The 14,830-nt window shown below is 27.7% G+C and carries 12 protein-coding genes; 5 read left to right on the forward strand and 7 right to left on the reverse strand.

Features of this window, described 5'->3' with window-relative positions; genetic code table 11:
• The first annotated feature begins 2 nt into the window (after positions 1-2).
• From JRV97_RS07395 to JRV97_RS07405, 3 genes are read left to right on the forward strand one after another with little or no spacing between them, the layout of a single operon-like run.
• Positions 3-1,274, forward strand: a complete 1,272-nt coding sequence (locus JRV97_RS07395; RefSeq protein ID WP_280997642.1) for a DUF5693 family protein — start codon at positions 3-5, stop codon at positions 1,272-1,274.
• Positions 1,258-2,058 (forward strand): RMD1 family protein, encoded by an 801-nt coding sequence (locus tag JRV97_RS07400; RefSeq protein ID WP_280997644.1) that lies wholly within the window; start codon positions 1,258-1,260, stop codon positions 2,056-2,058. The genes JRV97_RS07395 and JRV97_RS07400 overlap by 17 nt, the downstream gene beginning before the upstream one ends.
• 15 nt (positions 2,059-2,073) lie before the next feature.
• Positions 2,074-4,248: a TIM-barrel domain-containing protein gene (locus JRV97_RS07405; RefSeq protein WP_280997646.1), complete on the forward strand. Its 2,175-nt coding sequence runs from the start codon at positions 2,074-2,076 to the stop codon at positions 4,246-4,248.
• A 27-nt stretch (positions 4,249-4,275) separates the two neighbouring features.
• Here the strand turns inward: JRV97_RS07405 and JRV97_RS07410 are convergent, their stop codons facing one another.
• Complete coding sequence (locus JRV97_RS07410) at positions 4,276-6,057, reverse strand: 5'-nucleotidase C-terminal domain-containing protein (protein WP_280997648.1); 1,782 nt, start codon at positions 6,055-6,057, stop codon at positions 4,276-4,278.
• A gap of 67 nt (positions 6,058-6,124) precedes the next feature.
• Positions 6,125-6,682, reverse strand: a complete 558-nt coding sequence (gene yfcE, locus JRV97_RS07415) for a phosphodiesterase (protein ID WP_280997650.1) — start codon at positions 6,680-6,682, stop codon at positions 6,125-6,127.
• A 163-nt stretch (positions 6,683-6,845) separates the two neighbouring features.
• Between yfcE and JRV97_RS07420 the strand changes: the two genes are divergently transcribed.
• Positions 6,846-7,667: an MBL fold metallo-hydrolase gene (locus JRV97_RS07420; RefSeq protein WP_280997652.1), complete on the forward strand. Its 822-nt coding sequence runs from the start codon at positions 6,846-6,848 to the stop codon at positions 7,665-7,667.
• 32 nt (positions 7,668-7,699) lie between these two features.
• Here JRV97_RS07420 and malE read toward each other — a convergent pair whose 3' ends face one another.
• The 5 genes from malE to JRV97_RS07445 all read right to left on the reverse strand — a co-directional run bounded on the left by malE (position 7,700) and on the right by JRV97_RS07445 (position 12,243).
• On the reverse strand, positions 7,700-8,908 hold the full coding sequence (gene malE / locus JRV97_RS07425; protein WP_280997654.1) for a maltose/maltodextrin ABC transporter substrate-binding protein MalE: 1,209 nt from the start codon (positions 8,906-8,908) through the stop codon (positions 7,700-7,702).
• Between the two features lie 148 nt (positions 8,909-9,056).
• The gene (locus JRV97_RS07430; RefSeq protein WP_280997655.1) at positions 9,057-10,109 is read right to left on the reverse strand and encodes a hypothetical protein; all 1,053 of its coding nucleotides are present in this window, start codon (positions 10,107-10,109) and stop codon (positions 9,057-9,059) included.
• A gap of 2 nt (positions 10,110-10,111) precedes the next feature.
• Entirely contained in the window at positions 10,112-11,089 is a 978-nt protein-coding gene (gene dprA, locus JRV97_RS07435) for a DNA-processing protein DprA (RefSeq protein ID WP_280997657.1), read from the reverse strand.
• Positions 11,076-11,435, reverse strand: a complete 360-nt coding sequence (locus tag JRV97_RS07440; RefSeq protein ID WP_280997659.1) for a DUF1622 domain-containing protein — start codon at positions 11,433-11,435, stop codon at positions 11,076-11,078. Before JRV97_RS07440 ends, dprA begins: the two co-directional genes overlap by 14 nt.
• Before the next feature lie 79 nt (positions 11,436-11,514).
• Positions 11,515-12,243: a WecB/TagA/CpsF family glycosyltransferase gene (locus tag JRV97_RS07445; protein WP_281001047.1), complete on the reverse strand. Its 729-nt coding sequence runs from the start codon at positions 12,241-12,243 to the stop codon at positions 11,515-11,517.
• 221 nt (positions 12,244-12,464) lie between these two features.
• Between JRV97_RS07445 and lon the strand changes: the two genes are divergently transcribed.
• On the forward strand, positions 12,465-14,828 hold the full coding sequence (gene lon / locus JRV97_RS07450; protein ID WP_280997661.1) for an endopeptidase La: 2,364 nt from the start codon (positions 12,465-12,467) through the stop codon (positions 14,826-14,828).
• Positions 14,829-14,830: the final 2 nt, after the last annotated feature.

The following is a 14,830-nucleotide window of genomic DNA, read 5'->3' on the forward strand; positions in this document are numbered from 1 at the left end:
CTTTGAAAAAAATAAAAAAGTATATATTTTGGATTTCAATATTATATGCAGTTATAGTATTTATATATATATCTTTTAATGATTATAATTATTTAAAAAGTGGATATCATATCATAGACAATAATAATCTAAAAAAACAATCAATTATGATTGATAATAAGGTTATTGAATATTATAATTATGAAGGATATGCATTAATAAGTGAAAATTCTACTAATATTGAATTAGATGATTTTAAAAAATTTATTCAAAAATTTGATTATATTATTGTAGCAGAATTTTCTGATTTTGGATATTTATTTGATAAATATAAGGTATTTCTTAGTAAAAAGGAATTAATGAAAATAAGATATGCCCATTATATTAAACCAAGAGAAATGGATAAATATAATATTTCTCAAATAGTACAAAGGTTTTGGAGAGCATTTAATGAAAGAAGAATAAATATATTTTATATTCCAGATCATGTAAAAAGGAATGAAATAATAAAAGCAATAAAAAAAAGGATGATAAACTATAATGAAAAAATACCTGTAATAAAATCTCCACCTATAAATATTAGAGTAATTTCAGTTGCTGTAATTTCAATATATATGTTAATGATAAGTCCTGCAATATCATTGTTAAATATATTGTTGTATATATTCTTAAATTCATGGTCGTATGTATTTATTGCAATAATTTTTTCCTTTATATCCTGGATGAAATGGAAGAAGTATAAACAGATTTTCAAAATAATGTTATTAAATATTATGTATGGAGTTTTAATTTATTCTACAGGATATACTTATTTTTATATTTATAAAATATCTGTAATCAGAGGAATAAAGTTATTATTAGTATCCTTACCTTTTATTTTGTTTATTGTTCAAATTAAAAATTTTAAATTAAAGAAAAAAGATATATTTTTATCAGCAATATTTCTTGGAATTATAGCTGTTTATTATATTTTAAGAAGTGGTAATTTTGGATTTTCAACGATGTTTGAAAGAAATATAAGAGATTTTCTTGAAAAAGCATTAATAGCAAGACCAAGATTTAAAGAATTATTTGCTTATATTTTTGTTTTTACAAAATCACCAACGATATTTTTTGAAATATTCTGGAATATTGGGCAATCTATACTTTTTGTATCAATTTTAGATACATTTTTACATTTTCAAACACCTTTATATCTTGGAGTATTAAGAACCATAAATGCATATATGCTAGCATTTATTATTTATAGGGTTATATCTTTAATATGGAGGAGAAAAAATGGAAAAAGAAATTAAAATAAAAACTCTAGATGCAGGTGGAAATATTGACATACAGATGATAGCTGCCAAATTACAATTACCAATAGCAACAAAGTGGGAAATGCCATTAATTTTAAATTATAATCAAAAGGATGTTCATATATATCAATTTGGTTCGTTTGTTTTTTTTAATTTTCTCGATAAAGAGATAAAAGAATTTATAAATTATTTGGAAAAATTATTGGAAATAGAAATTAAAACAAAATTTGAGGATGAATTAACTATAAATATAGTAGAAGACATTGATAAAAATTTTTATATGGATAATAACAATGAAATTTTGTTTATAAAAAAAGAAATTATTTCAAGTGAAATATATGCTTTAATATCTCTTTCTATATCTCAAAGTGTTGCATTGGAGAGATATGAACAATTATCAGACGATTTAGAAGAAGATATAGAAAAAATTATAAATAAATATAATAAATATAAACATTTTTTACCAATTATGAGAAATGTTGCTATAGGAAAAGCATTAAATTTGATAAAAACAAGGCACGAAATTATCTCTGATATTATGATTTTAGATAAACCTTCTATAACATGGGAATGGAATGTTTATGATGAATTATATGAAATTCTTGCAAGATTTTTTGAATTAACCAGGAGATATAAGATACTTTCGCATAAATTAGATAGTGCGTTAGAGAGCTATACAGTTTTAAATGAAATCAATGAGGGAGCACGTGCAAATTTTCTTGAATTCTTAATAGTTGTTTTAATTGTATTTGAAATTATAATGGCATTTTTTCATATATAAGAAAGGAGCGTGGCAATGCGTTTTACAAGATTGTTGAATTTTACTAAATTATACAGATTTGGGAAACCATTTGCAACTGATGCAACGGTAATAAAACCTGAAGAAAAAGATTTGAAAAATTGTGAAAAAGTAAATTATTTTGATATCAAAGTAAAAGAAAATAAAACTGTATTAACCTTAAATTTGGATTATGAAGATAGAATATATGGATTAGGCGAAACATTAGGAGGATTAAACAAAAGAGGAAAGATATATAAATTATATGCTACAGATGATCCTGTTCATAGTCCGGAAAAAGAGTCATTATACAGTTCTCATCCATTTGTAATTATAGATAAAAAATTTGGATTTTTTATTGATTATCCATCAGAAATAATTTTTGATATTGGATATACCAAATTTGATGAGATGATTATAACTATTAATTCAAAAGATTTTGACTTATATATATTTGAGTCAAAAAGAGCTTTAGAAGTCATTCGAGAATATTTGAGGTTAACAGGAATACCCTATATTCCTCCAAAATGGGCTTTTGGATATCAGCAATGTAGATGGAGTTATCCAGATGCAAAAACTATAAAAAATATTGCTAATAATTTTAGAGAAAAGGGCATTCCATGTGATGCCATTTACATGGATATAGATTATATGAAAGATTATAAAGTTTTTACCATAGATGAGAATAAATTTCCAAATTTTCCAGAATTCGTATCAGAAATGAAAGAAAAAGGGTTTAATTTAGTTCCTATAGTAGACCCTGGTGTAAAGATAGAAAAAAAATATGATGTGTATGAAGAGGGAGTGGAAAATAATTATTTTTGTAAAGATGAAAAAGGGGAAGAGTTTGTAGCAACGGTATGGCCAGGTTTTACTCATTTTCCAGATTTTTTAAATCCAGAAGTTAGAAAATGGTGGGGAGAAAAATATAAATTATTTACAGATTTAGGAATTAGAGGTTTTTGGAATGATATGAATGAACCTTCTATATTTTTTGTTCCTGAAAGGCTTAAAAATTATCTTGATAAGATATATGAATTAAAAAATAAAGAAGTAGGATTAGAATTTTTTATGATAAAAGATAAAATATTATTGTTATCAAATAATAGAGATGATTATAAAAGCTTTTATCATGTAACACCATATGGAAAATATTCAAATGATCAATTACATAATTTATATGGTTATTATATGGCGAAGGCTACTGTTGAAGAAGGATTTGAAAAAATAATTCCTAATGAAAGATATTTATTATTATCCAGGAGTAGTTATTCTGGGCACCATAGAATAGCTACGATATGGATGGGAGATAATATGTCGTGGTGGGAGCATATGCTTGTTAATATAAGAATGCTTATGTCATTAAACATGGCAGGATTTTTCTATACAGGTGCAGATATAGGTGGTTTTGGAGCAAATTCATCACCAGAATTAGTTGTAAGATGGATGCAATTAGGTATATTTTCACCTTTGTATAGGAATCATTCGGCATTAGGAACGAGAAATCAGGAACCATGGGTATTTGATGAAAATATAGAAAAAATATTAAGAAATACAATAAAATTAAGGTATGCTCTTATTCCATATCTTTACTCGGAATTTTTTAATTCAATAAATAATCTAAAACCATTCATTTCTCCATTATTTTTTCATTTTGATGATAAAATTTCTAAGGAAGTTGAAGATCAATTTATGATAGGAAATTCCATAATGGCAACGCCTATTATTCAACCTAATGCCAGAGGAAGATATGTGCATTTGCCAGAAGCAAAGTGGTTATATTGGAGCGCATCAAACTTTAAAGAAAGAAATATGAAAATATATGAGCCAGGAGATTATTATATAAAAGCTGAGTTAAATGAGATTCCTATATTCATAAAAGAAAATTCTTTAATCCTATTAAATGAAGAAGAAATAAATTATGTAAATGAAAAACCGATAAAAGAATTAACAGTAATTGGTTTTGTTACTGGTAGTGCGGAATTTACATATTTTGATGATGATGGAGAAACATATAATTTTAAAAATGGAAAATATGTAAAAATAAATATAGTGGTAAAGAAAACAGAAAATGGATATAATTATGAAATAGAAAAAGATGAGTCTGAAGATTTTGTAAGTACAGTAGAAAGAATTAAATTTGAAATATATGATGAAAAAGGAAATAAACACACACAAATTTTTGAGATATAGAAAATCCCCCTTTTCAGGGGGATTTTATTAATTATTAGAAATTATTGGTTTATAAATTATCAATTTTTGACCAACAAAGATTAAATCAGGATTTTTAATATTATTCCATTTTGCAATAGTATAAGGATTTACATTATACATTCTACCTAATTTAAATAATGTATCTCCAGATTTGACATTATACATAACATCTGTTGCAACATACCAATTATGATCAACTTTTGCTTCTATAACTTTATGCTCCATAATATAATCAGCCATCAATTCTGAAACTTCCATCATAACTTCTTTTACAACAGGTTTTCCGGCGAACATTGAGTATCCACCACCGCCACCTGCTCTATAATTATTTAATACAATATCATATTCTTTATCCATTTCAACAGGTTTTCCCTCATATTCTAACCAAACAACTCTTTCTCCAACAGGTTTTTCAACATCAATAATGTAATTGATACCTTCCCACATATCATAATTATAATGCCTTGGTTTTGGTTCTACCCATGATTTGTTTACATCTACTTTACCATTTTTATATACAAAGTAATCTGCGCTTTTTTCTATAGCATCTTTTATATCTTTTCCTGTAACTCTTAATACTTTTAATGTGTTTGGATAAATATATACACCATTAATATCTCTTAATGTAATAGGACCTGACTTCCAACCTTTTATATCATTGTTAAATAATGCAGTTGAAGAAATTTTAACTCCGGAATATGTTTGTTGAACTGTGTTTACAAATTCAATTAAAGGGTGATCTGCCAATCTGACTTTTAATGGATCATATACATAAAAATCGCCTTTAGCTGTACCTACTGGTTGATCTAACCATTTTTGAACTTTATCTTCATAATCTTGCACAAGAGCTAATACTTCTTTATCTGATTCTACTGTTTTTGAATCTAATAATTCAGCTTTTTTAGAAACTACTTTCCATTTACCATCAGAATTGTCAAGAGTTAATTCAATTCTACCAACCTTTTTTCCCCAACTACTTGGCATTGTAACTGCTACATTATTATATACACCAGAAATAGATCTGTGTTGGTGCCCTGTTAATAATACATCAATACCTGGAACTTCCATTAATAACTGATAACCTTCATTTTCTCCGGTTAATTCTTCAGTTGGTTCTCCTGTATTCAAATCTCTTTCAAAACCGCCATGATATCCTACAATTAAAACATCAACTTTTTCTTGATCTCTTAAGATTTTTACATATTTTTTTGTGACTTCAACCGGATCATAAAAATCTAAATTTCTAATATTTTTTGGATCTTCCCAGTGAGGAATATACTTTGTGGTTAAACCTAGTATCCCGATTTTTACACCTTTATAGTCTATAACCATATAAGGTTTAAATATGGGCTTTCCAGTGTCTCCATCTACAATATTCGCGCTTAAAAATGGGAAATTGGCTTCTGAAATAGCCTTATTTAATACTTTTTTTCCATAATTAAATTCATGATTTCCTATAACAGATGCAATATATCCCAGATGATTCATAACTTTAACCATAGGATCTATAGGTTTATTGTCTATCCTTGCATGGTAGTATTCGAGTGGAGTTCCCTGAATGAGATCACCTGTATCAATTAAAAGAACATTAGGATTTTTCTCTTTTTCCATATTATAGAAAGTAGCAACTCTACCCAAGCCAACATAATAAGGTTTATTTGTTGCATAGTTAACAGGAAAAATATTACCATGTAAATCACTTGTGTGGAGAATAACTAAGTTCATCTGTTCAGCAAAAACAAACAAACCGAGAATTAAAATACTAAACAAAATAAGCACTTTTTTCATTTTTACACCCCCTGTTTTTTTAGTGCAAATTTATTATATCACTTTTTACAAAATAATAAAATATATATTAATAATATATATGTTTATATATTTCATCTTTTATTATATCAATAAATTTGAAATTAATTTTGTTTTCGAGTATATCAATTATTAAAATACTATGTGGAGTATTTTCTTTTGGAATAGAAACACTTCCTGGGTTTATTATGATTAATCCATTTTGTTCTTTGTATTTAGAAATATGCGTATGTCCGTGAATTAAATATTGACATTTATATTTTTTTGCTAAAGAAATAGAATCCTCTAAGTTAGGATCCCAACCATGTGTGAAGAAAAAATTATATGGACCATAACTTTCTACAACATAAGGTGTAGGTTCTGGAATGTTGACTAATTTTAAATCAATAGGAGAGTCACAGTTTCCAGTTATAAATGTCCTTTTTTTAAAGTTTTTCAATAATTCAGCTAATTTCATAGGATTATAGCCTTCGGGCAAAGGATTACGGGGGCCATGATATAAATAATCTCCTAAATGGATTATTCTATCAACATCTTTTAAATAATTAAAGGCTTTTTTAAAATAAAATAGTGATCCATGAGTATCGCTTAAAATTCCAAGTTTCATTTTTGTACCTCCTATTATATAAATAATATTGTTGATAGTCAATAATATTTTATCATAAAAACAGAATATAATAAATTACACTAAATTTTTTTAAGATTTAGTGTTTTATATATGTAAAATATGATATAATTAAGAAAAATCATAATTTTGAGGGGGAAATGGTATGGAAATTTTATTTTTGGGTACAGCAGCATCTGAAGGGTTTCCAAATCCTTTTTGTTCATGCGAAAATTGTACAAAAGCACGAGAAGAAGGGAAAAAAAGTATTAGGTTGAGATCAAGTGTATTAGTTGATGAAGAGTTATTGATTGATTTTGGCCCTGATATTGTTTCTTCGACAAATAGATTTGGAAAAAATTTATCAAATATCAAGCATATATTAATAACTCATGGACATTCAGATCATTTGTTTTTAAAGAATTTCGAGTATCGAAACCCTATTTTTTCAGGTACATTTGAAAACTTATATCATTGTGATTTAATTGTTCCAGATAAGTTAGGAACTGTTATTAAAGAAAAAATAGAACTTCCCAAAGTTAGTTTGATGTCTGTTGAACCATATAAAACACTGCATTTGAACGGTTATGTTATTCATACATTAAAGGCAAACCATACATCGGAATATGGAGAAACCCCGTTAAATTATATTATTGAAAGGAATGGAATTAAGTTATTATATGCAGTTGATTCTGGGAAAGTATTACCAGAAACATTAGAATTTATAAAGAATAATATACATTATTTAGATATTGTAATATTAGATGCAACAATGGGATTTAATAAAAAATATGAATTCCACATGGGATATGAAGAAGTTTTAGAAACTAGAAAAATATTGCAAAATGAAGGAATTACCGATAGTAATACAAAATATATAGCTACACATTTTTCTCATTTACATAATCCTGTTCATTCTGTACTTGAAGAAATATATCTTAAGGATAATATAATAACAGCTTATGATGGATTAAAAATAAAGAAATGACGACTCATTACGAGTCGTCATTTCTTTATTAATTATTTTGAAATTGATGATTTTATTTTTTCAACAGCTTCTTTTAAAGCTTGTGCTGGTTCTAATTGACCATTAATGATTTGTGATAATGCATCACCCATTGGTCCCCATACTGAACCCATTTCCGGTACATTAGGCATTGGTTCTCCACCAGCTGCACTTTTTACAAATGCATCAACGATTTCTTTAGGAACAGGTCCACCTTTTTCTTCAATTATTTGGGCAACATCTGTTCTTGCTGGTAATCTTGGATCTGCTAAATAGAATTGGTAAATTCCATCTTTTGTAGCTAAATAATTGATTATAAATTCTTTTGCTAATGCTTTGTTTTCACTTCTTGCATTAACCATTAAACCTTGTACTCCAACAAATGGTTTTCCATGATGACCATTTCCTAAATCTAATTCTGTTAAAGGTAATACGCCAAAATCAATACCAGCATTGATATAATCTTTTACTGCCCAAGGGCCATTGATAATCATTGCTGCTAAACCATCTTTAAACATTGAATCCATTGTTCCATAATTTGCGCCTTGTGGAATTAAACCTTCGTCAAAGAATGATTTAATCAATTCAGCACCTTTAATTGCACCTTCGTTTGCTAAACCAATGTTGTTTACATCATAACCATTTTCTTTTGTCCATTTAAATACATAACCACCATTTCCTGCAATAAATCCGTATGAGAAATAGAAGTTTCCTGCATCATATACAAATCCTAATGTTTCATCTGTAGTGTATTCTGCTGCAACTTTTTTTAATTCTTCAATTGTTTTAGGTGCTTCTTCAACATAATCTTTATTGTATAATAATGCTACAGCTTCAATAGCATATGGAACACCATATAATTTTCCATTTACTGTAAATGCATCTAAACCTGATTTAGCAAATTTGCTTGTTTCAATAGCAGAGAATGGGATTGAATCGATTAATCCGTTTTCTACCAATTCTCCAACCCAGTCATGAGCACCAACGATAATGTCTGGTCCTTCACCTGCTTGTGCTGCTGTTAAGAACTTTGCTTTGATGTCGCCAAAATTTACTTGTTGTACTTCTACTAAAATACCAGTATCTCTTGTAAACTTTTCACCAAAAGTTTTCATGAAATCTACTTGTTTTTCTGAACACCATACAACTATCTTGTTTGAAACAGCGAAGATAGAAGTGAAAGTAAGTAATACCAATAATACTAATACTGCAACTTTTTTCATCTTTTTACCCTCCCTTAACTATATTTATAAAAAAACTGTTACAAGAAAATTATAACACAAAAAATTTTATTTTTCTATCTATTTTTTTGTTTTTAAAAGTATTTACGTATGATTAATAGTATTTATTAGTAATTACATATTAAAAAATTCATTTTATAACCAAATATGTTATGTTTTGGGTAACAAGTTTATAGTCTTTAAAGTATAGGTTATATATATCATCAGTGAATTTATTTGATTCGATTTCAAAAACAGCTTTTCCGTTAGAATAATTATATGAAAATACTTTAAATGTAGTTTTAATTTTATTAGCTATATTTTGATATTCATTATTGGATAAATCCAGTACTACAATTTGAATAGGAATCCCATTGGCCAGATAGTCCATCCAGGTTTTTAAAATTTTTTTAGCCAGTTTTTTTCCAGCAATTTCTGAACTTTTTTTTATTGCGGTTTTAATAGCATTTAGTTTTGTAACATCTGAACCACCAGCTTCAGAGGTTACGCTTGCAATTAATTTTCCAGTAGATGCCCAATAAGCTTTTAAGTCTATTTTACATCTGGCAGTGCTTAATCCATAGTATTCACCAGAATACTCTGCATAAGCATTACCTGTAATCAGAATATCCAGCCCTTCATTTGCTAATTTTGTCTTATCAGATATTTCCTTTATCCTTTTTGAGTCGAATAAATTAAAACCATATTTGCTTAATTCTGATTCAACAGAAATTTCAGATATTTTGTCTTTTGATAAATCAATATCTGAAGATAATGAAATAGAAACACCTATTTTTGGTTTCTTCATTTGTTGTAAAATATAAAAGAAATCATCATCACCAATATCTTTTGATACTTTGTATTTTACCTTTACAGTGTATATTCCGTTATTGTTATGTGTTTCTATTATTTGAGCCCCTTTTATGAATCCATATGTTTTTGATAAGATGGTTTTATCAACTAACTTAAAATTTTTTACAGTTGTTTGATTATATATCCTCATTCCTACTATATTTTGAAGTGCTTGAATTCTTGCGTTACTTTCAGCATCTTCTAATGTTACACCTTTACCTTCAGTAACAATTTCAGTATAGTTATTATCTTGAGGAGAGAAATATTCATAAGGTTCTTGGTTAGTTTGTGAAGAACAGGAAAATAGTGCAAGTGTTAATAAAAAAATAATAAAATATGATATCTTTTTCATAATCATCCCCCTTTATAATAATAAATTCCATTAGTTTCTATGATTAAATCTTCCATTGTTAGAATTGTCAAACGTTGCAAAATTATTGAAGGATTTTCGTTTGTGTAATATATAATCTTTTCAAAGGAATTATATCCGTTTGTTATTGCAGAAACTATTTTAATATCGATTGGACTCTTTAGTTTTATATTTTTATTTTGTTTTATGTTGAATAAATCTTTTAAATGTTTTTCAGAAACAATAGGGGTAGCCCCATTATATATTAAGTTATTTGTTCCTTCTGAACTTTTTTTATTTATATCTCCTGGAACGGCATAAACATCTATTCCAGATTCTGCTGCTAATCTTGCAGTTATTAAAGAGCCACTTCTTTTTGCGGCTTCCACTACAATAATTGATTTGCTTAATCCTACAATTATTCTATTTCTTTCAGGGAACCTAAATGGTTGTGCAGGAGTACCTGGAGCATATTCTGAAACAATACATCCATTGTTATTTAATATTTCATAATAAAGATTGGCGTTGGAAACAGGGTAAGGAATATCTACCCCACTACCTAATACGGCAACTGTTCCATTTTTTATTGCGCCTTTATGAGCATAAGAATCAATGCCATATGCCATTCCGCTTACAATAACATATTCTTTAGATAAAATTTCTGAAAAGGAAAGGGTTATATTTTTGCCGTATGATGTGCATTTTCTAGAACCTACAATACCTATTGATTCTCTTTTTAATAATTCGCTGTTACCCTTAATATATAGCATTACTGGTGGATTATATATTCTTTTTAATTTTTCTGGATATTCATCGTCAAAATAGGTAATTACCTTGATATTTTTTTCTTTAAGAAATTCAAGATATGAATTTAATTGTTTCTTTTCAATTAATGGAATTTTATTATTTTTAATATTATTTATAATATTTTTATTTGATTCCTTTAAAAATTCTTTCATCCATATTATATTATCTCGAACCATTTGCAACATCCTTTTTATGTTCTTTTATTTCTTTAGTTAAAAAATAATTTAATGTTGTTCTTATTGCAATTATTGTAGCTAGTTGTCCGATATCATTCCACGTTGGAGCAACCGTTGTTTTTAAGATGCTGGAGCCTATTAAGAAGCCTAATCCTAAAGAAAATGAATGGCCTAATTCCAACCTACTTTCCCAAGTAGCTTCTTCAGATTTTTTGCTTAATAATATATCTTTTAAAAAGATGGAAAATCCTTTTAACATACCAAAAAAGATTACTATAATAGCCATAATATAAGATATATCTGATATATAACTTACTGTTAATTCGACGATATGATGAAGATTCATTTTATCCCTCCTGGCACTATTTACAATAATTTTACCATAAAACATATAAAAATAAAAGGACAATCTAAAAGATTGTCCTTTAAAGATTTATTACTTCTAAATTTACTGGCATTTCTTTTGAACGATAAATTTTAAAATAAAAATTCATTAAATCTGGTAATTTTTTGAATCTCTTTGGTTCTCTTAACATTCTATATAGCCATTCAAGGCCAAATATTTGAAATACCTTAGGTGCTCTTGGAATCTTGCCAGAGATTACATCTATACTTCCACCAACTCCCATAGCCATTTTTACATTTAACTTGTGTATATTTTTATAAATAAATTCTTCTTGTTTTGGAACTCCCATGCCTACAAAAAGAATTTCGGCGCCGCTGTTATTTATTTTTTCTATCACTTCATTATGGTTTTTGAAATATCCATGATGGGTTCCAACTATGGAAATTTGTGGGAATTTTTCTTTTAAATGATTTTTAGCTTTATCAGCAATACCTGGTTGAGATCCTAATAAAAATATCTTATGTTCCTGCCATTCGCATATTTTTAGCATAGTATCTATTCCTGGACATCTCTCAGTAGCATATCCCCATTTTTCCAAATATTTAACAACACCAATTCCATCTGGTATTGAAATTGTGGAATTTTGTAATTCATATTTATATTCAGTATTTTTAAAATATTCCAGGAACATTAAAGCATTAAGTGTAACAACCCAGGTTTTTTCATCTGAGTTGATTTTTCTCTTTATAAAATTCCACATTTCCTCTTTCTTACCTGATAAGAGTTTTAGTCCAAACAATTCAATCATTTGAGTCACGCCATTCCCACCTTTTAATAATCGCTTCTATTTATTTTTTCTTTATTTTTACCATAAATACCTAATAAATTACAATTATATGTGTTAAAATATAAATCGGCTTATATTTATTTCATATTAAAAAGTCTATTTCAATTGTATATTTTACCATATTTCCGTCTTAATTTATTAATGTATATGTTAAATTTAGAATAAAAATGGAGGTTGAGTATATGGATAATAAAAAAAGTGCTATAGATAGATTTATAGATCAATCTTTTAAAGAGAGTATTCCAGAAGAGTTACCTGTAATTGCTACTAGAGCAAAATTGGTTATTTTTCCAAATTCAATTCTACCTATGCTAATTGGAAGAAAAAAATCTATTAAAGCATTGGAGGAATCTCTTGAGAAATATAATAATTTATTGTTTTTTGTTTCGCAAAAAGATATTGAATTAGAAAATCCTACTATAGAAGATTTGTATAAAGTAGGAACAGTTGGTAGAGTGGTTCAGATTGCTAAATTACCTGATGGAGAATATAAGATTCTTGTAGAAGGTTTAAAAAGGGCAGAGGTAAAGAAAGTTATAGAAGAAAAAGATATGTTTAAGTTTAAAATATTCCCTTTAGAAAGAAAGTACAAAATAACAAAAGTATTAGAAGCACTTGTAAGAAAAGTTAAAGGATTGTTTGAAAAGTATATAGGGTTAACGAAAAAATTTCCACAAGAAGCAATAATGGTTTTAGAAGATACTAATGATCCGGAAGTTATAAGTGATTTAATTGCTTCCGTATTGCCTCTTGAACTTGAAGAAAAACAGGAATTGTTAGAGGAATTACATCCAAAGAAAAGATTAGAATTAGAATTGGAAATTTTAACAAGAGAAATAGAATTGTTAGAAATAGAAGAAGTATTAGAATCAAAAGTAAGAGAAAAAATTGAAAAGGGACAAAAAGAATTTTATTTAAGAGAAAAACTAAAAGCAATTCAAGAAGAGCTTTCAGGTGAAGTTGATGAAGAAATGAAAGAAATAAAAGAAAAAATAGAAAATTCAGATTTACCAGATTATGTAAAGGAAAAAGCCAAACATGAGTTATCACGACTTGAAAAAATGTCACCATATTCTCCTGAAGCTAATGTTGTTAGAACATATATAGATTGGATTATAAATCTTCCATGGAATAGAAAAACAACAGATAGATTGAATATTAAGGATGCGGAAAAGTTATTGAACAAAAATCATTATGGATTAAAAGAACCTAAAGAAAGAATTTTAGAATTTTTAGCGGTGAGAAGACTATCTGATAAACCAAAGTCACCAATACTTTGTTTTGTTGGGGCTCCTGGCGTTGGTAAAACATCTCTTGGGAAGTCTGTGGCAGAAGCATTGGGAAGAAAGTTTGGTAGAATATCTCTTGGAGGAATGAGGGATGAGGCTGAAATAAGAGGTCATAGAAGAACATATGTTGGAGCAATGCCAGGAAGAATTATACAGCTAATTAAAAGATTGAATGTAAAAAATCCTGTTATAGTTCTTGATGAAATAGATAAAATGGGAATATCTTATCAGGGAGATCCTGCTGCAGCTTTATTAGAAGTTTTAGATCCTGAACAAAACAATAGTTTTATAGATCATTATCTTGAGATTCCTTTTGATTTATCTGAAGTAATATTTATTACTACTGCAAATGTATTACATACAATACCGACAGCTTTAAGAGACAGGATGGAAATTATACAAATCCCAGGTTATACAGATGCGGAAAAATACTATATAGCAAAGGATTATATAATTCCAAAACTATTGGAAGAACATGGTTTAAATAAAACACAGGTTAAGATAAATAAATCAGCTTTGCAAAAGATAATTTCTGAATATACAAGAGAAGCAGGAGTAAGATCATTAGAAAGAATTCTGGCAAAACTTATGAGGAAGATAGCTTTAAAAATAGCAGAAGGAGAAGAAAAGATAAATGTTAAGGTAAGCAATGTAAGAGACTTTTTAGGCACTCCACCTTATTTTAGATCAGATAAGTTAGAAAAACCAGAGATAGGTGTGGCTACTGGAATGGCATGGACGGCATATGGTGGAGAAATATTACAGGTTGAAACACTTATAACTTCTGGAAAAGGGAAAATAATAATTACAGGAAAACTTGGCGATGTGATGAAAGAATCAGCTCAAATAGCTTTAACATTATCTAAGTCGTTGATAGAGGAAATGGATGAATCTCTTATTGAAAAATTTAGTAATTGTAATTTTCATATCCATGTTCCAGAAGGTGCAGTACCTAAAGATGGACCGTCTGCAGGTGTGACATTAACAACATCAATAGTTTCGTCTTTATTAAAAAAACCAATAAATAACGAAATAGCAATGACTGGTGAAATTACATTAATGGGAAAGGTATTACCAGTAGGAGGAATTAAAGAAAAATTGCTTTCTGCATATAGAAGTGGTATAAAAGAAGTAATAATACCTAAAGATAATGAAAAAGATTTAGAAAAAATTCCAGAAGAAATATTGAAAAAAATTAAAGTTCATAAGGTAAGTAATATAAAAGAAGTGTTAAAAATAGCTTTATTGGAGGAATAGAT

Origin of the sequence: Marinitoga aeolica (genome assembly GCF_029910535.1) — a bacterium.
Classification (GTDB): Bacteria; Thermotogota; Thermotogae; order Petrotogales; family Petrotogaceae; genus Marinitoga; species Marinitoga aeolica.